The following is a 20,610-nucleotide window of genomic DNA, read 5'->3' on the forward strand; positions in this document are numbered from 1 at the left end:
CCGGCGCGTCATCCACTCCCCCCCCCCCCCCCCCGCCGCCCGCCGCGGCGCGCCCCCCCCCCCCCCCCCCCCCCCCCCCCCCCCCCCCCCCCCCGGCCCGGTCCGGCTCGGTGAACTGGCCGACGCCGACTGGATATCCGGCAGCTCCCGCCCCGAGGGCACGCTGCTGGACACGGCGTTGCGCCAGGGCTTCCGTCCCCGCGTCGCCCACGTCGTCGCCGAGTGGACCGCCAAGCAGGGCTACGTCGCCGCCGACCTGGGCGTCGCCCTGGTCCCCGCCCTGGCCGCCGCGTCCGTACGCCCGGACGTCACGCTGCTGCGGGTGCTCGACGAGGACGCCCCCGCCCGCGCGGTCTACGCCGCCACGGTCCGCGGCCGGCCACCGTCCCCGGCCGTCGTCGCCTTCCGCACGGCACTGCGGGATGCGGCGACCCGCGTCCCCGCCTAGGTACGCGTGCTCATGCGTCCTCCCGCCGCGCCGGTCACCCTGTCGTCATGAGGCGGAGTTGGAGGAACACGATCGCGATCCTCGCGCTGCTGCCCCTCGACGCCCTCGCCGTGGGCTACGGCTGGCTGGCGGCCGGGATGACCGCCTGGGCGGCGGGCCAGGACGGGCGGCCCTACCGTCCCCCGCCGGCCGAACTGGGCGGCGCGTGCGCCGTGGTGGCGGCCGCCGGAGCGCTGCTGTGGTGGACCGGCCTGCGCGGCGCCGCCGCGTTCCAGGCGATCCCGCTGCTCGCGCTCGTCACACTCGTGCTGCCCCGGTGACGCGGCGGCACCGCGGCGTGCGGCGCGCCGGCCTCAGGAGGTGAGCCGCTTGGGTTCGGGGGTGTCGTCCTCGCGTTCCTCGTCGGTCTCCTCGCCGAGGAGGTCGCGGGCCAGCAGGGTCGCGCCGGCGACCGCGCCCGGCATCAGGAAGACCGCGACGAAGGGGACCAGGAAGGACAGGCCGAGGGGCGTGCCGAAGCCCCAGACCAGGGTTTTGCGGGCGCGGAGGAGGGTGAGGCGCTCGCGGAGTTCGACGCCGCGGCGCTGGAGGGCCACGGCGGTCAGTTCCTCGGTGAGGAAGAAGCCGGTGACCATGAAACCGAGCACCGGGACGACCGTCTGACCGACGAACGGGATGAAGCCGAGCCCGAACAGCAGGATCCCCCACAGCGCGGCCCGGACCACGATCCGCAGGCTGTCGCGGGCGGAGATCCACAGCTCCCGCCACAACGGCAGGCCCGACTCCGGCGCGCTGCCGTCCGGGGAGACGTCGCGGTCTACCCTCTCGGAGAGGCTCTCGTAGAAGGGCTGGCCGACCAGGAGCGTGACCGCGGTGAAGGTGACGACGGCGAGCAGCAGGGCGAGGGCGAACAGCACGGCGGTGAGGAAGCCGCGGAACAGGCCGGCCCAGGGGCTGTCCCAGTCGTCGGCGAACGGCGTCGCCCACGCCACCAGGTCGTCGCCCCACATCGCGAGCGCGACGAGCGCCGCCGCGTACAGGACGAGGGTGATCAGGCCGGGCAGCAGCCCGAACCCGTACTGCCTGCCGTTTTGGGCCACCCACCGCTGGCCCTTCAGCAGGTACCCGAACCCCACCCCGAGATCACGCATGGGGGGAACATTACCGGCCCCGTGAGCGGCACCGTCCGGTGACGTGGTTGAGTCGAACGGGTACGTCTCCCCGTACCGATCTCAGCAGGCCGCAGCGGTTGAGGTGAGGAGAGCGGGATGACTCAGGAGATCCACGGCACCGTCGCCGACGGCTTCGAGGCCGTGCGCGAGGAGTTCGCCGCGTTCGTCGCGGAGGAACGGCCGGACTACGAGGGCCAGTTGTGCGCGTACGTGCACGGCCGCAAGGTCGTCGACCTGTGGGCGGGCGGCGACGCCGGCTCCCTGTACGGCGTGTACTCGTCCACGAAGGGCGCCGCGCATCTCGTGGTGGCGCTGCTCGTGCAGGAGGGGACGCTGGAACTGGACCGCAAGGTGACCTACTACTGGCCGGAGTTCGCGGCCGAGGGCAAGGCGGGCGTGACGCTGCGCGAGCTGATCGCGCACCGGGCGGGCGTGGTCGGCACCGACACCGGGTTCACCCTCGCCGAGCTGGCCGACGACCGCCAGCTGGCCGAACGGCTCGCCGACCAGCGGCCGTTCTGGCGGCCGGGCACCGCCTTCGGCTACCACGCGCTGGTCATCGGAGCGCTCACCGGCGAGGTCGTGCGCCGCGCGACCGGCCGTACCCTCCAGGAGGTCTACGAGGAGCGGATCCGCGCCCCCTACGGGCTGGACTTCTTCCTCGGCCTGCCCGCCGCGCACGAGCCCCGCTTCCGTACCGCGCAGCCGATGGCCCCCACCCCCGAACAGCGGGCGCTGCTCGACTCGCTGCCCTCCGGCCCGCACACGCTCGCCGCCATCGCCTTCAACCAGCACGCCCCCGAACCCACCGACCTGGCGACCCTGCCCAACGACCCGGGCGTGCGCGCCAGGGGACCGGCCTCGGTGGGCGGGGTGGCCTCCGCGCGCGGGCTCGCCGCGCTGTACGCGGCGGCGATCAGCGAGGTGGACGAGAAGGCACCGCTGCTGAAGCCGGACACGGTGGCAGAGCTCGGCCAGTTCCACTCCGTGGGCCACGACCTGGTGGCCCGCTCGCACAGGTCGTTCGGCCTGGGCTTCCAGACGACGGCGGACGTCTGGCACCCGTTCCTGGGCGCCGGGACGATCGGCCACAGCGGCGCGGGCGGCTGCCAGGCGTTCGCGGACCCCCGCAGCGGCCTGGCCTACGGTTACACCCGCCGCCGTTACGCCTTCCCGGGCGGAGCGGCCCCGGAGAACGACCGGCTGGCCCGGGCGGTGCACACCGCGGCCCTGGCCCGCTGACGGCCCCGCGGGAACCGCCCGACGACGGATCAAGGTGCTGTTCGCGGTCCTCCGCGACGGCACCTTCTGCCGTAGGGCCGGGACGGAGGCGGCCTGTGGCACAGAGCGAGGAGTCCGGACGGCAGAGGCGTCGCCGCCATCGGGGCCACGATCACGCGGTGCTCTTTCCAGTCGATTGCAAGCGGTTCTGCAGAGCGAACGGCAACGATCGGTGATGGCTTGGGCCTGGCCGCGGTCGGTTCCAGTCCCGAGACGCCTCACGAGAAAGAGTTCCATGAACGCACAGCAGGTCGAGTTCCTCGGGGTCTGCGGGCACCTCATGTCCGTCCCGGCTTCCCTGAGCGGCACCGATGTCCAATGCCAGTCCTGTCACCAGGTGACGCGCGCACCCATGCCGTTCGTGCCCGGCAGGCCGCCGGCGGCACGCTCGGGGAGCACGGTGGCCCTGACCGCGCTGTACATCGTCTCCCTGCTCGTCGGCCTCGGCGCGGCGGCGGTCATCTACGTGGTCAAGTTCAACGATCTGTCGGAAGACCAGCTCGTGGGATTTACGCCGCTGTGGTTCTTCCCCATCGTCTTCGGCCTGTACGGCTTCGTCTCGCAGCGCCTCCTCCGCGCCCTCGCGGAGGGCCGGGCCGGCACGCTGAGCGAGGCCGCCCGGCTGTACATGCGTCTCGGCGGCCTCTTCGCGGTCCTGACCATGTTCCCGTTCCTGGTGCTGAAGTTGCGCAGCTCTCTGCTGGTCTCCCTCGCGGCCGCGCTGTTCTGGGCCGGGCTGCTGTGGTTCTTCTTCGCGGCGGTCTTCCCGGAGCTGTGACGCCAGGACGAGGAAACCGACGGTTTTCGGTAACGGCCGCGAGCCCCCAGGTCCCGGACCTGGGGGCTCGCGCGCCGGCTTCCGGCGCGATCCGTTCGGGGAGGCCGCGCCTGCGAGCCGTCGCTACAGCTTGACGATCATCTTTCCGGTGTTGTCGCCGCGCAGGACCCCGAGGAACGCCTCCAGGTTGTTCTCGATGCCCTCGACCACGGTCTCGCGGTACTTGAGCGCGCCGGAGGCGACCCAGGGGCCGACCTCCTGGACGAACTGCGGCTGGAGGTCGTAGTGGTCGCCGACGAGGAAGCCCTCGATGCGGCCGCGGGTCTGGATCAGGCGGGCGAGGTTCTTCGGGCCGGGCGCGGGCTCGGTGTTGTTGTAGACGGAGATCATGCCGCAGACGGCGATCCGGCCCCCGTGGTTGAGCGACCCGATGGCGGCCTCGAGGTGGTCGCCGCCGACGTTGTCGAAGTAGACGTCGACGCCGTCGGGGGCGGCGGCCCGCAGCTGCTCGCCGACCGGGCCGTTCTTGTAGTTGAACGCGGCGTCGAAGCCGTACTCCTCGACGAGCAGCTTGACCTTCTCGTCGGAGCCGGCGGACCCGATGACCCGCGAGGCGCCCTTGAGCCTGGCGATCTGGCCGACCTGGCTGCCGACGGCACCCGCGGCGCCCGACACGAAGACGGAGTCGCCCTCCTTGAAGGCGGCGGTGCGCAGCAGGCCGGCGTAGGCGGTGAGGCCGGTCATGCCGAGGACGCCGAGGTAGGCCGAGAGGGGCGCGGCGTCCGCGTCGACCTTGACGGCGTTCTTGGCGTCCAGCGTGGCGTACTCGCGCCAGCCGAGGAAGTGCAGGACGTGATCGCCGACGGCGATGCCCTCGGCCTCGGAGGCGACGACCTCGCCCACCGCTCCGCCCTGCATGGCCTTGCCGAGCTCGAAGGGGGCGACGTAGGACTTGGCGGCGCTCATCCGGCCGCGCATGTAGGGGTCGACCGAGAGGTACTTGTTGCGGACGAGCACCTGCCCCTCGCGCGGCTGCCGGACCTCCGCCTCGACCAGGGCGAAGTCCTCGGGCTTCGGCCAGCCGACGGGCCGGCTGAGCAGGTGCCATTCGCGGTTGATCATGAGGGAAGCCCTTCCGATTTATTTCAGTAGCTGAAACAAAGATGCTCCTGAATATTTCACGTTGTCAAGCAAAGGGGTACCCTGAAGCATGCCCACCTCACCCGAGACCCGCCGTCCCGACCCGGTGACCCTGGAGGTCGTCGAGCTGATCGGGGACGTGGTGGCCCGCTTCTACGCGGACTACGAGGAGGCGGCGGGCGAGCACGCGCTGACCGGCGCCCAGGCGCGGCTGCTGAGCCTGCTGTCCCTGGAACCGCTGGCGATGCGGAAGCTGGCGCGCAGACTGAAGTGCGAGCCGTCGAACGTCACGGGGATCGTGGACCGGCTGGAGGCCCGCGGCCTGGTGGAGCGCCGCCCCGACCCGGCGGACCGCCGGGTGAAGCTGGCGGCGGCCACGGACGAGGGTCTCCGGGTCGCCCGCGAGCTGCGCGAGGGCCTGCGGTTCGCACGCGAACCGCTGTCGGGCCTGTCGGACGAGGAGCGGCTGGCTTTGCGGGGTTTGCTGCGGCGGATGCTGGACTCCGGCCGCTAGGCCCTGCCCCCTGCCGTTGGGATCACCCCGGCGCCGTGGGTCCCGGCAGGACCTAGGTGCACCACCACAGGAACCGGTCGCACGTCTTCGTCGGCGACGGCTGCGGGTCCGGGCCGGGGTCCGGCGACGACGGCGTCGGATCGGCGGAGGGGGCCCGGGTGGAGGCCGGGGCGGTCGCCGTGGGGTCCGGCGCGGAGGGGTCCGGGGTCGCCCCCGTGGCGGCGGAGGACGTGTCCGCGCCCGGTGTCGCCTCGCCGTCCTGCCCCTTGCCGCCCTTGTCGCCCTTGGCGTCCTCGGCGGACTTCGAGGCCGACGGGGAGGCGGAGGCGCCCGGCGCGGCGGAGCCGGCCGCCGTGCCCGGCGCGGTGCCGTCCAGGGGCCGGGCCGTCCCACCGGCCGCCGCGGAAGTGCCGCCCTCGGCGGACGCGTCCTTCGCGGCCGGATCCGGGGTGGAGAAGGGCGCGTCCATGCCCAGCTCGGCGAGGCTCAGCCCGCCGGCCGCCAGGACGAAGCCCGCCGCGATCAGCGCGGTCCGGCGCCGGCGCCGGCGGTGCGCCGCGGCTTTGCGGTCGCGGCGGCTCCCGGCGCCCGCCCCGGCCTCGCCCGCCCCGGCCTCGCCCGCCTCGGTGGTCCGGCCGCCGCGCCCGCGCCCGCCACGGCCGTGCTGCCGCGCACGCCGCGCCGCCCGGCCGGCCGGAACGCCGTCACCGACGCCGACACCGACACCCCGGTCGCCCCGGTCGCCGTAGGCGCCCACGTACGTGCCGGCGTACGCCCCCTCGTCCGTGCCGTCGCCCTCGTCCCCGTAGCCGTCGTAGGCGGCCGTCGGCCCGCCGTCGTACCCGGAGACGCCGGACCCGGACCCATGCCCGGACCCGGACCCATGCCCGGACCCGAACCCGTACCCGGGCCCGGACACGCCGCCCCGCTCCGCGTGCGCGCGGAGTTCTTCGACGGGAGCGCCGCACCCCGGGCAGGCGAGCGCGCCGTTGAGGTGCCGTCGGCACGGGTGGCAGTAGTCCATGACGCGGGAAGACTAAGTTCCTCCCGGGTAGCTTTCCCAGTCGCCGCTGTGAAAATTGTGTGCCGAACCGGCCGTTCCGTTACGCCGGGCCGGGAGCGTATGCCGGGCAAGTCCCGCGATCCCGCCGAAACCGGCTCCGGAATCCGTGTCGAATGCGGCGTCGAAACCGTTATGCGTTCGACCCATTGACACTCCCCGCACCCCGTCCTTACTGTCACGCCAGCATTTCGAACGTGTGACGAAATTTCGAACACACCGCATCCAGTCAATGAGACAAACGACGCAGCAAGGGGCAACTGCCGTGCGTATCACCGGAATCAGCACCCACGTGGTCGGGACGCCGTGGCGCAACCTGACCTACGTCCAGGTGCACACCGACGAAGGGATCACGGGAGTCGGCGAGACCCGGATGCTGGGCCACACCGACGCACTGATCGGCTATCTGCGGGAGGCGGAGGCCAATCACATTCTGGGCTCCGACCCGTTCGCGGTGGAAGACCTCGTGCGCCGCATGAAGTACGGCGACTACGGCCGGGCCGGTGAGATCGTGATGTCGGGCATCGCGGTCGTCGAGATGGCCTGCTGGGACATCAAGGGCAAGGCGCTCGGGGTGCCCGTCTGGCAGTTGCTGGGCGGGAAGGTGACGGACAAGGTCAAGGCGTACGCCAACGGCTGGTACACGACCGAGCGGACCCCGGAGGCGTACCACAAGGCGGCCCAGGGCGTGATGGAGCGCGGGTACCGGGCACTCAAGATCGACCCCTTCGGCACCGGGCACTTCGAGCTCGACCACCAGCAGACCCTGTACGCCGTCTCCCTCATCGAGGCCGTCCGCGACGCCATCGGGCCCGAGGCGGAGCTGATGCTGGAGATGCACGGCCGCTTCTCCCCCGCCACCGCCGTGCGCCTGGCCAAGGAATTGGCGCCCTTCAACCCCGCCTGGCTGGAGGAGCCGTGCCCGCCGGAGAACCTCAAGGCGCTGGAGAAGGTCGCCGCGAAGGTCGACATCCCCGTCGCCACGGGTGAGCGCATCCACGACCGCATCGAGTTCCGCGAGCTGTTCGACAGCCAGGCCGTCGACATCATCCAGCCCGACGTCGGCCACATCGGCGGCATCTGGGAGACCCGGAAGCTCGCGGCGACCGCCGAGACGCACTACATGCTGGTCGCCCCGCACAACGTGGGCGGATCCGTGCTGACCGCCGCCTCCCTGCAGGTCGGCTTCACCTCCCCCAACTTCAAGATCCTGGAGCACTTCAACGACTTCGCGGACGCGGAGATCAAGAAGGTGGTCAAGGGCGCCCCGCAGGTGGACCCGGAGGACGGCTGCTTCCACCTCTCCGACGCGCCCGGCCTCGGCGTCGAGCTGGACGTCGACGCGGCGGCCGAGTTCCCGCAGCAGCAGGCCCGCTTCGACCTGTGGGCCGAGGGCTGGGAGCAGCGCAAGCCCAAGGGCTCCAAGTGAGCACCGCGGTCGTCGTCGAGGCGCCGGGCGAGCACCGGCTGACCGCGCAGGAGCCGCGGCAGCCGGAGCCCGGCGAGGCGCTGGTGCGCGTCCACGCGGTCGGCATCTGCGGCAGTGACCGCGAGGTGTACCAGGGCAACCGGCCGGAAGGGTACGTCCGTTACCCGCTCACGCCCGGCCACGAGTGGTCCGGGACCGTGCGGGCGGTCGGCGCCGGCGTCCCCGAGGCGCTGGTCGGCCGGAAGGTCGTCGGCGAGGGCTTCCGCAACTGCCAGGTGTGCGACCGCTGCCACGCGGGCGAGACCACCCTGTGCACGGCCGGGTACGAGGAGACCGGGTTCACCCAGCCGGGGGCCATGGCCACCACGCTCACCCTGCCCGCCCGCCTGCTGCACCTCCTGCCGGACGACGCCGACCTGACGGCGGCCGCCCTGCTGGAGCCCGCCGCCTGCATCGCGGCCGCCGCGATCAAGGCGAACGCGCTGCCGGGCGAGCGGGTCGCGGTGGTCGGCACCGGCACCCTCGGGATGTTCGCCGTGCAGTTCCTGAAGGCGAACTCGCCGGCCGAGCTGCTGGTGGTCGGCACCCGGCCCGACCGGGCCGAGCTGTCGCGGCGGTTCGGGGCCACCGGCTTCCGCACCCGCGACCAGGACCTGCCCGACGACTTCGACGTCGTCGTGGAGACCGCCGGGTCGGCGTCCGCGGCACGCACCGCCGCCGGTCTGCTCCGGCGCGGCGGCCGTCTGGTGCTGACGGGCATCCCGGCGCCGGGCGCCGACGGGCTGGACCCGACGGACCTGGTGGTACGGCAGCTGGAGGTGTCGACCGTCTTCGGCGCGCCGCCGGACGCCTGGGCGCACGCGGTGCGGGTGTTCGGGGCCGGGCTGCTCGATCCGCTGCCGCTGGTCACCCACGAGCTGCCGCTGGAGCGGTTCCCGGAGGCCATCGAGCTGGTCGGGTCCGGCGATCCGAAGGTCGGCAAGGTACTGCTCCGCCCCTAGCCGTACGCCGGTACGGGGGCGACCTGACGGCCCCCGTACCGGCGTACACCTGGCCCTTTCCGTACCCGGTCGTGACCCCTGCGTACCCAGAGCCGCGAACTTCGTCCGAAATACCGAACACTAAGGACAGCTTGTGACCACCGACGCTTCCGCCACGGCAGCCCGCAGGCCGGGTGAGCCGGCGCTCACCGCCCTCGGCCTGGGCGCGCCCGCCCTCGACCCCGCCGACGCCTCACCGCACACCTTCCCCGGCGGCGGCCGCTGGCGCACCGAGATCCCCTCCTGCGAGGGCCCGGAGGCGCTGGCCGTCGTACTGAAGGAGGCCTCGCGCCTCGACGTGCCGATCCACCGGATCAGCCAGGGCAGCGGCGTGTGGATGCTGACCGACGCCGAGATCACCGAGATGGTCGAGGCCACCGGCGAACGGGACATCGAGCTGTGCCTGTTCACCGGCCCGCGCGGCACCTGGGACATCGGCGGCTCCGTGCGCTCCGACTCGCGGGGGGCCGGACTGCGCGCACGGGGACACGACGCCGTCGCCGGCTGCGTCGAGGACGCCGTACGGGCGACGGAGCTGGGCGTCAAGTGCCTGCTCGTCGCCGACGAGGGCGTGCTGTGGACGCTGCACCGGGCGCGCGCCGCCGGGGTCATCCCGGCGGACACCACCCTGAAGGTCTCCGCGCTCATCGGGCCGGTCAACCCGGCCAGTTACGCGGTCTACGAGCGGCTGGGCGCCGACTCCCTGAACGTGCCCAGCGACCTGACGCTCGATCACCTCACCGAGATCCGGCGGGCCTCCGCCGCCCCGATGGACATGTACATCGAGGCCCCCGACGACCTCGGCGGCTACATCCGGATGTACGAGGTCGCCGAGCTGATCCGGCGCGGCGCACCGCTCTACCTGAAGTTCGGCCTGTCCAGATCGCCCGGCATCTACCCCTACGGCACCCACCTGAGGGATCTGACGCTGGACACCGCCCGGGAGCGGGTGCGGCGCGGCCGGCTCGCTCTCGACCTGCTCGCCCGGCACGGCGCGGACGGCGACATGGCGCCGCTCGGCTCCCGGCTGCCCGGCCCGCTGAACCGCTTCCCCACCGAAGCCTGACCCCTCTCAACGACGAGAAGAACAAGGACTGATCGCCATGCGTACTCGCAGAGCCGCACTCGCCGCCATAGCCGGAGCCGCCTCGCTCGCCCTCACCCTGACCGCCTGCGGGCAGAACAGCGAGGGCGGCAGCAAGGAGGACAAGGGCAGCGCCAAGGGCGGCACCATCGGCATCGCGATGCCCACCAAGTCCTCCGAGCGCTGGATCTCGGACGGCAAGAACGTCGTCAAGGACCTCGAGGCCAAGGGCTACAAGACCAAGCTGGTCTACGGCGAGGACGACCCCGACCAGCAGGTGTCGCAGATCGAGAACCTGATCACGCAGGGCGTGAAGGGCCTGATCATCGCGGCCATCGACAACAAGTCGCTGAACAACGTGCTGCAGCAGGCCGCGGACGCCAAGATCCCGGTGATCTCCTACGACCGGCTGATCCTCGGCACGAAGAACGTCGACTACTACGCCTCCTTCGACAACACCAAGGTCGGCGAGCTGCAGGCCAACTTCATCGTCGACAAGCTCGGCCTGAAGGACGGCAAGGGCCCGTTCAACATCGAGCTGTTCGCCGGCTCCAACGACGACAACAACACCAAGTACTTCTTCAACGGCGCGATGAGCGTGCTCCAGCCGTACATCGACAAGAAGAAGCTGGTCGTCAAGTCCGGCCAGACCCAGCTCACCCAGGTCACCACCCTGCGCTGGGACGGCACCACCGCCCAGAAGCGCATGGAGGACATCCTCACGTCCTCGTACAAGTCCGGCCGGGTCGACGCGGTGCTCTCGCCCTACGACGGCATCTCCATCGGCATCCTGTCCGCGCTGAAGTCGGACGGCTACGGCTCCAAGAGCAAGCCGCTGCCGGTCATCACCGGCCAGGACGCGGAGCTGGCCTCGGTGAAGTCGATCATCGCCGGGGAGCAGACGCAGACCGTCTACAAGGACCTCCGCAAGCTCGCCGAGGTCGCCGCGACCATGGTCGACGACGTGCTCAACGGCAAGAAGCCCGAGGTCAACGACACCAAGACGTACAGCAACGGCGTCAAGACCGTCCCCGCCTACCTGCTGCAGCCGGTGAGCGTCGACAAGAGCAACTACACCAAGGAGCTCGTCGACACCGGCTACTACACGGCGGACGAGCTCAAGTAGCCCCTCGTCGTCGGAGGCCGGCCCTTCCTGAGGCCATTCCCACGGCCCCTCCTCCGGCCGCTCCTCCGGCCGCTCCTCCGGCCATTCCTACGGCCATTCCTACGGACCGAAAGGGCACGACCATGGCGGGACCCGTCCTGGAAATGCGCTCGATCGTCAAGACCTTTCCCGGTGTGAAGGCGCTGTCGGACGTCACTCTGACGGTCCGTCAGGGCGAGGTCCATGCCATCTGCGGTGAGAACGGCGCCGGGAAGTCCACCTTGATGAAGGTGCTCTCCGGCGTCCATCCGCACGGCAGTTACGAGGGCGAGATCCTCTTCGAGGGAGAGATCTGCGAGTTCAAGGACATCCGGGCGAGCGAGCACCGGGGCATCGTGATCATCCACCAGGAGCTGGCGCTGGTGCCGTTCCTGTCGATCGCGGAGAACATCTTCCTCGGCAACGAACACGCCTCCGCGGGGTTCATCAACTGGAACGAGACGCTCAGGCACGCCACCGAGGTGCTGCGCCGGGTCGGCCTGACCGACCACCCGGAGACCCGGATCGCCGACATCGGCGTGGGCAAGCAGCAGTTGGTGGAGATCGCCAAGGCGCTGTCGAAGAAGGTGAAGCTGCTCATCCTCGACGAGCCGACCGCGGCTCTGAACGACGAGGACAGCGGCAAACTCCTCGATCTCATCCTGGAGTTGAAGAAGCAGGGCATCACCTCGATCATCATCTCCCACAAGCTGAACGAGATCCGGCGGGTCGCCGACTCGGTGACGATCCTGCGCGACGGCCGGTCCATCGAGACCCTCGACGTCAACGCGCCGGAGACCACCGAGGACCGCATCATCTCCGGCATGGTCGGCCGCGACCTCGACCACCGCTTCCCCGAGCGCACGCCGCACCAGGCCGAGGTGGGTGCCGCCCCGGCGCTGGAGATCCGCAACTGGACCGTGCTGCACCCCATCGACCAGCACCGCAGGGTCGTCGACGACGTGTCGATCACCGTGCGGCGCGGGGAGATCGTCGGCATCGCGGGCCTGATGGGCGCCGGCCGCACCGAACTGGCGATGAGCGTCTTCGGGCGCGCCTACGGCCGGTACGCGGGCGGCACGGTCCTCAAGGACGGCCGTGAGATCCGTACGAAGACCGTCTCGGAGGCGGTCGGGCACGGCATCGCGTACGTCACCGAGGACCGCAAGCACTACGGCCTGAACCTCATCGACACCATCAACCGGAACATCTCGCTGACCGCCCTGGGCAAGGTGGCCCGGCGCGGGGTGGTCGACGAGCACGAGGAGCGGCAGGTCGCCGAGCGCTTCCGCAAGTCGATGAACATCAAGGCGCCGACCGTGTTCGAGCCGGTGGGCAAGCTGTCCGGCGGCAACCAGCAGAAGGTCGTCCTCAGCAAGTGGATCTTCGCGGGTCCGGACGTGCTGATCCTGGACGAGCCCACCCGCGGCATCGACGTGGGCGCCAAGTACGAGATCTACACGGTCATCGACCAGCTGGCGGCCGAGGGCAAGGCGGTCGTCTTCATCTCCTCCGAGCTGCCGGAGCTGCTCGGCATGTGCGACCGCATCTACACCATGGCCGCCGGACGGCTCACGGGTGAGGTTCCGCGGGCGGAGGCCACGCAGGAAGTGCTGATGCGTCAGATGACGAAGGACAAAGAGGTAACCCGATGAGCACGGATGTGACGGACAAGGTCCCGGCCCCGGCGCCGCCCGGGAAGAACGGGGGCGCGGCCTCCGGCGAGGGCCTGCTGCACCTGATGCTGAACGGCCTGCGCCGCAACATGCGCCAGTACGGCATGCTGATCGCGCTCGGCCTGATCGTGGTGCTGTTCCAGGTGTGGACCGGCGGCGACCTGCTGCTGCCGCGCAACGTCTCCAACCTGGTGCTGCAGAACAGCTACATCCTGATCCTCGCGATCGGCATGATGCTGGTGATCATCGCGGGGCACATCGACCTGTCGGTCGGCTCGCTGACCGCGTTCGTGGGCGCGTTCGCGGCGGTGCTGACCGTCCAGCACGACGTGGCCTGGCCCGTCGCGCTGGTGCTGTGCCTGCTGGTGGGCGCGGCCGCGGGCTCGGTGCAGGGCTTCCTGATCGCGTATCTGGGCATACCGTCGTTCATCGTGACGCTGGCGGGCATGCTGCTCTTCCGCGGTCTGACGGAGATCTTCCTGGAGGGCCAGACCCTCGGCCCGTTCCCGGATGGCCTGCAGAAGCTCGGCAACGGCTTCCTGCCGGAGGTCGGCCCGAAAACCAACTACCACAACCTGACCCTGCTGCTGGGCATCGTGCTGCTGGCCTTCGCGATCTACCAGGAGGTCCGGGACCGCAGGCGGGAGCAGGAGTTCTCGCTGGACGTGCTGCCGCGCAACGCCTTCCTGCTGAAGCTGGCCGCCATCGCCGCGGCGATCCTCGCGGTCACGATGCTGCTCGCCAGCTACCAGGGCGCGCCGATCATCCTGATCGTCCTGGGCGTGCTGGTGGTCGGCTACGGCTACGTCATGCGCAACGCCGTCTTCGGCCGCCACATCTACGCCATCGGCGGCAACCTGCCGGCGGCCAAGCTGTCCGGCGTGAAGGACAAGAAGGTCACCTTCTACGTCTTCCTGAACATGGGCGTGCTCGCGGCCCTGGCGGGTCTGGTGGTCGCCGCCCGCCTGAACGCGGCGTCTCCGAAGGCGGGCCTGAACTTCGAACTCGAGGCGATCGCCTCGTCGTTCATCGGTGGCGCGTCCATGAGCGGCGGTGTGGGCACCGTACTCGGCGCGATCATCGGCGGTCTCGTCCTCGGCGTGCTGAACAACGGCATGAACCTCCTGAGCGTCGGCACCGACTGGCAGCAGGTCATCAAGGGCCTGGCCCTGCTCGCGGCCGTCGGCTTCGACGTGTGGAACAAGCGCAAGTCCGGTTCGTAAGTCAGCTCGGGCCCCGCCGGAAGGCGGGGCCCCACCCATTACGGGAGCCGCACATGGAACTGAACAGACGCACGGTCATCGCAGGCGCGGCGGCGGCGGGCATCGCCGCGACGACGCTTGGCGGCACGGCACAGGCCGCCCCGGCAGGCAGGAAGCCCGTGAAGACGCTCTTCGGCACACTCGCCGACGGCACCAAGGTCCACCTCTGGTCGCTGGAGAACGGCGGCACCCGCCTGGGTGTCCTCTCCTACGGCGGCATCGTCCACTCCCTGGAGATCCCCGACCACCGCGGCCGCTACGCCAATGTCTCCCTCGGCTTCGACAACATCGACGACTACGTCGCCTCCAGCCCGTACTTCGGCGCCCTCATCGGGCGGTACGGCAACCGCATCGCCAAGGGGCGGTTCACCCTGGACGGCACCGCCTACCAGCTGTCGGTGAACGACGGCGACAACAGCCTGCACGGCGGCGCCAAGGGCTTCGACAAGCGTGTGTGGGACGTGGAGCCGTTCGCCGAGGGCTCCGACGTCGGCCTGCGCCTGCACTACACCAGCGTCGACGGCGAGATGGGCTACCCGGGCACGCTGCGGGCGACGGTGACGTACACCCTCACCCGGCACGGCGACTGGCGCATCGACTACGAGGCCACCACCGACAAGGCCACGGTCGTCAACCTCACCAGCCACGTGTACTGGAACCTCGCCGGCGAGGGCAGCGGCACGATCGAGGACCACGAGCTCACGATCGCCGCCTCCCGCTACACGCCCACCGACTCGGGGCTGATCCCCACGGGCGAGCTGGCGAAGGTCTCCGGCACCCCCTTCGACTTCCGCAAGGGCAAGCCGATCGGCCGGGACATCCGCGCGGGCCACGAGCAGCAGGTCATGGCGAAGGGCTTCGACCACAACTGGGTCCTCGACAAGGGGATCACGCAGCGGCCCGAGCACGTGGCGACGCTGCGCGACCCGCGCTCCGGCCGCACCCTGCGGATCGCCACCGACCAGCCGGGCCTGCAGTTCTACTCGGGCAACTTCCTCGACGGCACCCTGGTCGGCACCTCCGGCCGCACCTACCGGCAGGGCGACGCGCTGTGCCTGGAGACGCAGCACTTCCCGGACGCGCCGAACCACGCGAACTTCCCGTCGACGGTGCTGCGGCCGGGACAGACGTACCGGACGACCACTGTCCACTCGTTCGGCCGCTGACCGGTCCGGACGGTCGCGCACAATCTCTTCACACGGGTTGAACAACACCCGCTGAGGCCGCGTATGTATGGGTGGCCCGCGCTCCCCCGCGCGGGCCACCCAATGACGACGGGCCCTGAAGTCCCCGCCAGGGCTCGCCCCATACGGAGGTTCCATGGCCGACAACGTCACCTCGTTGTTCCGCAGCACCGCGGCCCACAGCCCGTCGATGGCGGCGCTGACGCGGGAGGGCGGCGACGGGGCCGGGCCGGTCGACTTCTGTATCCCCTGCAACCCCTACTTCCCCACCCCGGCCATGTTCGAGGAGATGGCATCGCGGCTGCGCGACATCATCAGGTACTACCCGAGCAGCGCCGACACGATCACGGCCGAGCTGTGCGACCTGCTCCAGCTCCCGCCGCAGTGCGTGGCGATGGGCAACGGCTCGACCGAGCTGATCACCTGGATCGACCACCTGCTGGTCCGCGAGTCCCTCGCCATCCCCGTCCCCACCTTCGGCCGCTGGACCGACCAGCCGATGGAGACCGGCAAGCGGGTCGACATGTTCCCACTGCAGGAGGCCGGCGGCTTCGCCCTGGACCTCGCGCAGTACGCCGAGTTCATCCGGTCCCGCGGCACCCGCGTCGCGGTCGTCTGCAACCCCAACAACCCCGACGGCGGCTTCCTGCCCAAGCACACGGTCGTGCAGTTCATGGACGCGATGGCGGACCTGGACCTGGTGGTGATCGACGAGTCGTTCCTGGAGTTCGCGGACGCCGAGGCCGACCCGTCCGTCGTCCAGGAGGCGATGCTCCGCCCGAACGTGGTCGTGCTGCGCAGCCTGGGCAAGAACTTCGGCCTGCACGGCATCCGCTTCGGCTACCTCGTCGCCAACCCGGCGCTGGCGGGCCGCGTCCGCTCCATGCTGCCCAAGTGGAACCTCAACTCCTTCGCCGAGCACGTGGTGTTCATGCTGAAGGAGCACGGCGCCGAGTACGCGCAGAGCCTGCAGCAGGTCCGCCGCGACCGCCTCGACATGGCGACCCAGCTCGCCACGCTGCCCGGCCTGACGGTCTACCCCTCGCAGGGAAACTTCCTCTTCGTGCGCCTCCCCGTGGGCGCCGAGGGCACCGTGGTCCGGGACCGGATGCTCACCGAGCACCGGATCCTGGTCCGCGAGTGCGGCAACAAGATCGGCTCGTCCAGTCGCTTCCTGAGACTCGTGGTGCGTCCCCAGGTGGACGTGCGTCGCCTGGTGTCCGGCCTGGAACAGGTGCTCTACGGGACCAGGAGGGGAGCCGCCGTGCCTGAGCTGGGCACAGGGACCGGCTACAGCTCGGGCACGGCGGCCGTGGACCGGCTGGTCAGCGCCACCAACGGGGCCGGCATGCAGGGCCTCGCCGCTCAGGCCGTCGGCGCCGGGATGCCGGGGCTCGCGGCCGCCCCGGCCGTCGGCGCCGGCATGCCGATGCCGGCCGTTGCCCAGGCGGGGCCGTCGAACGGCGCGGCCCAGGCGGGGCCGTCGAACGGAGCCGGGATGCCGATGCCGGCGGCCGCCCAGCTGGGCCCCCAGCCGCTCGCCGCCCCACCCCAGCCCCCGGCCCCGGCACCGGTTCCGGCACCCGCCCCGATGCCTGCGCCGGCCCCGATGGGCGGCCCGCTCCCGACCCCGATGACCGGCCCGGCCCCGGTACCCGCCCCGACCCCGATGACCGGCCCGGCCCCGGTACCCGCCCCGGCCCCGATGACGGGCCCGACCCCGCCCGGCGTCCCGGCCCGCGGCGGCCTCACCGCCGCCCAGGTCCGCGGCACCACCGGCCCGGGCCTCGCCCCGGCCCCGGCGTCCGGCTGGCCCAGCGCCCAGAACTGGCCGAACGCGGCGGGGATGGGACAGGCGGGGTAATCCGACCGCGGGGTGATCCGACCGCGGGGTCACCCGGTCGCAGGGTCACCCGGTCGGCCGGCGGTGTCTCCGACGAATGAGGCTCAGGGCCACGAAACGCCGTGCCGCCAGCGTCGTTGATCCCGTCATGAGCCAAGGACCAGCACCTCGTCCGCTGTCCGACGAAGCCCTCTCCAGCCTGCTCGCGGGGCAGCAGTTCGGCACGCTCGCCACCGTCAAGCGCAGCGGCCATCCGGATCGATCCGCGCGGCAGCGAGCGCCCGCAACCGCCGCCGTCGAGCGGACCGGGTATGCGTGCGGCGCCGGGGGCGAATCCCCGCCTGCACTCAGCGGGGCGCCTGCCTCCGCGCCGCTGCTACGGTCGCGTCCATGACGCTCTCGGTCTCCACGAGTCAGGTTGTTGATCTACGGGTACAGCCGGTCGACGAGGTTCTTGATCGCGTCAAGCGGTCTCTGCAAGTGCGCCTGCTCCCGGACACGATGGTCCGCAAGCGCCGGTCCGTGGGGGCCAGAACTGACCTCGACACGTGGGTGCGGATCGAGCGGCGCTTGATTGACAAGATCCCCGATCAGGGGTGGAACGGCGCTGAAAGCGCCGCGCGCCTGGCAGGCATCGCCCGGCCCGAATGGCACGGATGCGTGGTCTGGCGAGATACGGACGAGCCCGTGATGTGGCGGGCCGACGAAACCGAACTCCTGCCAGGGACTCCCGTCGGAAGCGCCGTTCTCAGTGAAGCCCCGGAGTTGCCGGACGACTGGTGAGAGGCGTTGAACGCCTCGTTGGACGCTCTGGCGGCACAGAACACCGGGCGGGTCGCCACGCCGGACACCGTCACCATCACCCAGGCCCTTGTCACCGAGTCCATCCGCGACGTCTTCGCCGACGACTTCGATACGTCCGTCGAGCGGTGGGTGCCGGCCCACGCGGATCTGAATTGGGCGAATGTGACCGCTCCGGTGTTCAGTCTCTTCGACTGGGAGGACTGGGGGAACGCACCCCTCGGCCTGGACTCCGCTTCGCTGTGGGCGAGTTCCCTCGCCGTCCCGGCTCTGGCCGATCGCGTACGGCACGAGCGCCGGTCCGACTTCGAGAGCCGGGACGGCAAGTTGATGACGTTGTTCGTCTGCTCGAAGATCCTCGGGCCGTACGCGCACTCGGAGGACCCTCGACTGGAACCCGCGCGGCGCATGTCCGAGCAGATCATCAAGGAGCTTCAGGCGGGCTGATTGCTGGAGCGGTCCCGAAGGAGGCTGCGGTACTCCTGGATGGTCCGCTCCTCGACCTCGCCGGCCAGGGCACCGACGAGGTCACTCAAATGGGCGGGGTCATCGGTGCCCACTGCAACGGAGTCGACCTCTGGGAGGTGATAGGCCGTTCTGAACGCCGCCTGCACACGGGAGAGTGGGGTGCTGTCCCGGACGAAAGCGCGCGGGTCGATCCTGTCCCACACCGGGGCGGTGGCGCTGCCTCCGAAAGGGCTCATCCCCCATACCTCGCCGCCGCCCAGGTCCCACGCCTTGGTGAGGGCATCCGCGGCATCCAGGGCTCCGGCTCCGACAAGCAAGCCGGCGCGGACCATGAGGACCGATGGCCTCGGTGCGGTCTGATCGATCAGGCTCAACAGCGGTGACGGGTCCCAGGACGCGACGCCCCAGGCGGCGCACAGTCCGTTCGCCGCAGCGGTATCCAGGGCAGTGCACGCCTGCGCCAACGCATCCCGGTTGTGAAGAGCGGCTTCGCGTAGCGAATGCTCCGGGTTGTGCAGGAACACGAGGTCCGGCTCACGTCCGAGATCCATGGCCGCCCGTTCGACAGCCCGCTGCAGCCGTACGGGATCCAGGGAGTGCTCCGCCCCGTCCGGCCCCGGGAAGTAGCCGACTTTGGTGGAGACCGTGAACTTCGGCAGCAGGTCACCGGCTGTCCGCGCCAAAATCTGATGCGAGCGGAAGCCGAGGTAGTTGGTGCTGGTGTCGAGCATGGTGACGCCGAGGTCCAACGCCCCGATCAGGAGGCGGCGCTCGTGACGAGACCGGTGTAACCCGAGGACAACTCGGGGGTCAGCACCGCACACAGCTCCTCCTTCACCAGGATCTCGGCGACCTCCGTCACTTCGGCCCCGACGACGGCCTCGGCGCGCTCCAGATGAACCGGCCTGCCGCTCAGCAGCAGACGCAGTGCGGGCAGCGCCTCGGCCGCGAGGGTGAGCCTCTTCCCGGAGGCCACGACGTCGACGGTCGCCTCGCTTTCCTGTATGCGAGGAGGGAAGTGGGTGGTGCACACCACTGCGTCCAACGCCCCCAGTATGTCGAGGAACGGCACGTGCCGGGGCAGCGTCGTCTCCTGCTCGTACGCGGCCAGGAAGTCGGCCGGGGGACGGTCGCCAACCAGTTGGGCGGCAGCCCTTGTCAGGGCTTCGCCACCGCTTCCGTGCCGGCGGTCCAGGTCATGACGGAAGACCTCGCGCTCGCGGCACCAGTCGGCCAGCCATGCCAGCCAGCTCGCTCCCGTGCGCTTGGTGATGCCGAACGTGACGTGAAGACTCTTGCCGACGCCGCTGCCGGTCCGTGTCGCCTGGTGCCAGTGGCCTCGGGGAATGTGCATGACGTCACCGGTCCGCATGACACCGGACCAGATGGTCTCTTCACTGGGGATGTTGTTGGGGTCGGAGTCCCGGTACATCGGGACGTTGCGAGAGGCCGCGCGCACCTCCCACTCCTTCTCTCCGGCAAGCTGAACGATCAAGACATCGTGATCGTCCCAGTGCAGGGGGAAGCCGGCGGCGTCGTTCGTCGTCAGATATGCGTTGACCTGCACCCGCTCTCGGGACCACCACTGCATGGCCCGGCACGCGACCTCCATCGTCGGATCGAAGACGTTGGCCTGGTCCAGGATCATCGTCGCGCCCTCCCGCAGGAGCCTGCCCAGGCCGCGCATGTTGACCGCAGGGATGCTCTGGCCCCGGGGGCTGACGCTGTCGGTGTAGTAGATGGCCGGATGGACCTCCTCGCCATCCCGGAAGCACCGGAACTGCGGACGGTTCAGGCTCCTGCGCATCACGATGTCGAGCAGGCGGTTCGGAGTCATGATGCGGGAGGCGAGTGCGGGATCGTCCATGCTCCCGTGGACGAAGCCCTTGCCCAACGCCTCCGCTCCGCTCCATCCGAGTGCTGCCTCAATGGCGCTGATCAACCGATGTTCCATCGCTGCGTCCTCCATGGGTTCGGCCATGTGATGCGGACGCGGTGGGGGCCGACACGACCAACTGCGCCTGCCCCCACCGCTCGGTGCCTACTCGCTGTCGTGCAGGTTGCCGTCGCCGCCCGGCCACGGCGCGTCGCCGGAACTCCCGGCGTTGTCGGACCGGAGGCTGTCGTACCGGTCGTGAACAGCGGTCAGTTCCTCCACGGCCACCAAGAGGCCACTTCGGGCCGGAGGTGGTGCCTTGCGCTCCATCACCTCGTACACCTTCCTCTTCGGTTCTCCCGCCAGGGCTCTGGCGGGAGGTCGATGGCCGCCTCACGGCTGTGGGAGAG

The 20,610-nt window shown here is 70.7% G+C and carries 19 protein-coding genes and 2 pseudogenes; 15 read left to right on the forward strand and 6 right to left on the reverse strand.

Annotated elements, in window-relative coordinates; genetic code table 11:
* The first annotated feature begins 133 nt into the window (after positions 1 to 133).
* Together ACH4ZX_RS11950 and ACH4ZX_RS11955 are read left to right on the forward strand one after the other, a co-directional pair.
* Complete coding sequence (locus tag ACH4ZX_RS11950) at positions 134 to 448, forward strand: LysR substrate-binding domain-containing protein (protein WP_398271595.1); 315 nt, start codon at positions 134 to 136, stop codon at positions 446 to 448.
* A gap of 47 nt (positions 449 to 495) precedes the next feature.
* Positions 496 to 768 (forward strand): hypothetical protein, encoded by a 273-nt coding sequence (locus tag ACH4ZX_RS11955; RefSeq protein WP_398271253.1) that lies wholly within the window; start codon positions 496 to 498, stop codon positions 766 to 768.
* 33 nt (positions 769 to 801) lie between these two features.
* On the opposite strand, the gene ACH4ZX_RS11960 is transcribed toward ACH4ZX_RS11955, so the two are convergent.
* Positions 802 to 1,599: an EI24 domain-containing protein gene (locus ACH4ZX_RS11960; RefSeq protein ID WP_398271255.1), complete on the reverse strand. Its 798-nt coding sequence runs from the start codon at positions 1,597 to 1,599 to the stop codon at positions 802 to 804.
* A gap of 117 nt (positions 1,600 to 1,716) precedes the next feature.
* Between ACH4ZX_RS11960 and ACH4ZX_RS11965 the strand changes: the two genes are divergently transcribed.
* Together ACH4ZX_RS11965 and ACH4ZX_RS11970 are read left to right on the forward strand one after the other, a co-directional pair.
* A complete protein-coding gene (locus ACH4ZX_RS11965) occupies positions 1,717 to 2,862 on the forward strand; it encodes a serine hydrolase domain-containing protein (protein WP_398271257.1) in 1,146 nt (381 codons plus the stop codon).
* Between the two features lie 274 nt (positions 2,863 to 3,136).
* Positions 3,137 to 3,679 carry a hypothetical protein gene (locus ACH4ZX_RS11970; protein WP_398271259.1) on the forward strand — a complete coding sequence of 181 codons (543 nt, stop codon included), beginning with the start codon at positions 3,137 to 3,139 and terminating at the stop codon, positions 3,677 to 3,679.
* A gap of 123 nt (positions 3,680 to 3,802) precedes the next feature.
* Here ACH4ZX_RS11970 and ACH4ZX_RS11975 read toward each other — a convergent pair whose 3' ends face one another.
* Positions 3,803 to 4,801, reverse strand: a complete 999-nt coding sequence (locus tag ACH4ZX_RS11975; protein WP_398271261.1) for an NADP-dependent oxidoreductase — start codon at positions 4,799 to 4,801, stop codon at positions 3,803 to 3,805.
* An 88-nt stretch (positions 4,802 to 4,889) separates the two neighbouring features.
* Between ACH4ZX_RS11975 and ACH4ZX_RS11980 the strand changes: the two genes are divergently transcribed.
* Positions 4,890 to 5,333, forward strand: a complete 444-nt coding sequence (locus ACH4ZX_RS11980; RefSeq protein ID WP_398271263.1) for a MarR family winged helix-turn-helix transcriptional regulator — start codon at positions 4,890 to 4,892, stop codon at positions 5,331 to 5,333.
* A 52-nt stretch (positions 5,334 to 5,385) separates the two neighbouring features.
* On the opposite strand, the gene ACH4ZX_RS11985 is transcribed toward ACH4ZX_RS11980, so the two are convergent.
* Positions 5,386 to 6,357, reverse strand: a complete 972-nt coding sequence (locus ACH4ZX_RS11985) for a hypothetical protein (RefSeq protein ID WP_398271265.1) — start codon at positions 6,355 to 6,357, stop codon at positions 5,386 to 5,388.
* A 301-nt stretch (positions 6,358 to 6,658) separates the two neighbouring features.
* Between ACH4ZX_RS11985 and ACH4ZX_RS11990 the strand changes: the two genes are divergently transcribed.
* From ACH4ZX_RS11990 to ACH4ZX_RS12035, 10 genes and pseudogenes are all read left to right on the forward strand, one after another.
* Positions 6,659 to 7,822 carry a mandelate racemase/muconate lactonizing enzyme family protein gene (locus ACH4ZX_RS11990; protein ID WP_398271266.1) on the forward strand — a complete coding sequence of 388 codons (1,164 nt, stop codon included), beginning with the start codon at positions 6,659 to 6,661 and terminating at the stop codon, positions 7,820 to 7,822.
* Positions 7,819 to 8,823, forward strand: coding sequence for a zinc-binding dehydrogenase (locus ACH4ZX_RS11995; protein ID WP_398271268.1), 1,005 nt, complete (start codon positions 7,819 to 7,821; stop codon positions 8,821 to 8,823). Before ACH4ZX_RS11990 ends, ACH4ZX_RS11995 begins: the two co-directional genes overlap by 4 nt.
* A 133-nt stretch (positions 8,824 to 8,956) precedes the next feature.
* Positions 8,957 to 9,928: a hypothetical protein gene (locus ACH4ZX_RS12000; protein WP_398271270.1), complete on the forward strand. Its 972-nt coding sequence runs from the start codon at positions 8,957 to 8,959 to the stop codon at positions 9,926 to 9,928.
* Positions 9,929 to 9,965: 37 nt separating this feature from the next.
* Positions 9,966 to 11,072 (forward strand): multiple monosaccharide ABC transporter substrate-binding protein, encoded by a 1,107-nt coding sequence (chvE, locus tag ACH4ZX_RS12005; protein ID WP_398271272.1) that lies wholly within the window; start codon positions 9,966 to 9,968, stop codon positions 11,070 to 11,072.
* 122 nt (positions 11,073 to 11,194) lie between these two features.
* The gene (gene mmsA, locus ACH4ZX_RS12010) at positions 11,195 to 12,745 is read left to right on the forward strand and encodes a multiple monosaccharide ABC transporter ATP-binding protein (protein WP_398271274.1); all 1,551 of its coding nucleotides are present in this window, start codon (positions 11,195 to 11,197) and stop codon (positions 12,743 to 12,745) included.
* The gene (gene mmsB, locus ACH4ZX_RS12015) at positions 12,742 to 13,989 is read left to right on the forward strand and encodes a multiple monosaccharide ABC transporter permease (protein ID WP_398271276.1); all 1,248 of its coding nucleotides are present in this window, start codon (positions 12,742 to 12,744) and stop codon (positions 13,987 to 13,989) included. The genes mmsA and mmsB overlap by 4 nt, the downstream gene beginning before the upstream one ends.
* Before the next feature lie 53 nt (positions 13,990 to 14,042).
* Positions 14,043 to 15,194: an aldose epimerase family protein gene (locus ACH4ZX_RS12020; RefSeq protein WP_398271278.1), complete on the forward strand. Its 1,152-nt coding sequence runs from the start codon at positions 14,043 to 14,045 to the stop codon at positions 15,192 to 15,194.
* A gap of 154 nt (positions 15,195 to 15,348) precedes the next feature.
* On the forward strand, positions 15,349 to 17,076 hold the full coding sequence (locus ACH4ZX_RS12025) for an aminotransferase class I/II-fold pyridoxal phosphate-dependent enzyme (protein WP_398271280.1): 1,728 nt from the start codon (positions 15,349 to 15,351) through the stop codon (positions 17,074 to 17,076).
* A 127-nt stretch (positions 17,077 to 17,203) separates the two neighbouring features.
* Positions 17,204 to 17,311: pseudogene (locus tag ACH4ZX_RS12030) on the forward strand (PPOX class F420-dependent oxidoreductase); the annotation flags it as partial.
* 134 nt (positions 17,312 to 17,445) lie between these two features.
* Positions 17,446 to 18,303 (forward strand): annotated as a pseudogene (locus ACH4ZX_RS12035) (hypothetical protein).
* Here ACH4ZX_RS12035 and ACH4ZX_RS12040 read toward each other — a convergent pair.
* From ACH4ZX_RS12040 to ACH4ZX_RS12050, 3 genes are all read right to left on the reverse strand, one after another.
* Entirely contained in the window at positions 18,291 to 19,148 is an 858-nt protein-coding gene (locus tag ACH4ZX_RS12040; RefSeq protein WP_398271282.1) for an aldo/keto reductase, read from the reverse strand. The pseudogene ACH4ZX_RS12035 and the gene ACH4ZX_RS12040 sit on opposite strands and share 13 nt — an antisense overlap.
* The gene (locus ACH4ZX_RS12045) at positions 19,082 to 20,278 is read right to left on the reverse strand and encodes a JmjC domain-containing protein (RefSeq protein ID WP_398271597.1); all 1,197 of its coding nucleotides are present in this window, start codon (positions 20,276 to 20,278) and stop codon (positions 19,082 to 19,084) included. Before ACH4ZX_RS12045 ends, ACH4ZX_RS12040 begins: the two co-directional genes overlap by 67 nt.
* Before the next feature lie 87 nt (positions 20,279 to 20,365).
* Positions 20,366 to 20,530, reverse strand: a complete 165-nt coding sequence (locus ACH4ZX_RS12050) for a hypothetical protein (protein ID WP_398271284.1) — start codon at positions 20,528 to 20,530, stop codon at positions 20,366 to 20,368.
* Positions 20,531 to 20,610 lie beyond the last annotated feature (80 nt).

This window comes from Streptomyces sp. NPDC020490 (genome assembly GCF_044335305.1).
GTDB lineage: Bacteria > Actinomycetota > Actinomycetes > Streptomycetales > Streptomycetaceae > Streptomyces.

Bases quoted from the DNA above. Each gene is read 5' to 3' on its own strand.
- ACH4ZX_RS12025 (WP_398271280.1), top strand. From the start codon at position 15,349: ATGGCCGACAACGTCACCTCGTTGTTCCGCAGCACCGCGGCCCACAGC.
- ACH4ZX_RS11980 (WP_398271263.1), top strand. From the start codon at position 4,890: ATGCCCACCTCACCCGAGACCCGCCGTCCCGACCCGGTGACCCTGGAG.
- ACH4ZX_RS11955 (WP_398271253.1), top strand. From the start codon at position 496: ATGAGGCGGAGTTGGAGGAACACGATCGCGATCCTCGCGCTGCTGCCC.
- ACH4ZX_RS11970 (WP_398271259.1), top strand. From the start codon at position 3,137: ATGAACGCACAGCAGGTCGAGTTCCTCGGGGTCTGCGGGCACCTCATG.
- ACH4ZX_RS11985 (WP_398271265.1), bottom strand. From the start codon at position 6,357: ATGGACTACTGCCACCCGTGCCGACGGCACCTCAACGGCGCGCTCGCC.
- ACH4ZX_RS11960 (WP_398271255.1), bottom strand. From the start codon at position 1,599: ATGCGTGATCTCGGGGTGGGGTTCGGGTACCTGCTGAAGGGCCAGCGG.
- ACH4ZX_RS11975 (WP_398271261.1), bottom strand. From the start codon at position 4,801: ATGATCAACCGCGAATGGCACCTGCTCAGCCGGCCCGTCGGCTGGCCG.
- mmsA (WP_398271274.1), top strand. From the start codon at position 11,195: ATGGCGGGACCCGTCCTGGAAATGCGCTCGATCGTCAAGACCTTTCCC.
- mmsB (WP_398271276.1), top strand. From the start codon at position 12,742: ATGAGCACGGATGTGACGGACAAGGTCCCGGCCCCGGCGCCGCCCGGG.
- ACH4ZX_RS12045 (WP_398271597.1), bottom strand. From the start codon at position 20,278: ATGGAACATCGGTTGATCAGCGCCATTGAGGCAGCACTCGGATGGAGC.
- ACH4ZX_RS11965 (WP_398271257.1), top strand. From the start codon at position 1,717: ATGACTCAGGAGATCCACGGCACCGTCGCCGACGGCTTCGAGGCCGTG.
- ACH4ZX_RS12020 (WP_398271278.1), top strand. From the start codon at position 14,043: ATGGAACTGAACAGACGCACGGTCATCGCAGGCGCGGCGGCGGCGGGC.
- chvE (WP_398271272.1), top strand. From the start codon at position 9,966: ATGCGTACTCGCAGAGCCGCACTCGCCGCCATAGCCGGAGCCGCCTCG.
- ACH4ZX_RS12050 (WP_398271284.1), bottom strand. From the start codon at position 20,530: ATGGAGCGCAAGGCACCACCTCCGGCCCGAAGTGGCCTCTTGGTGGCC.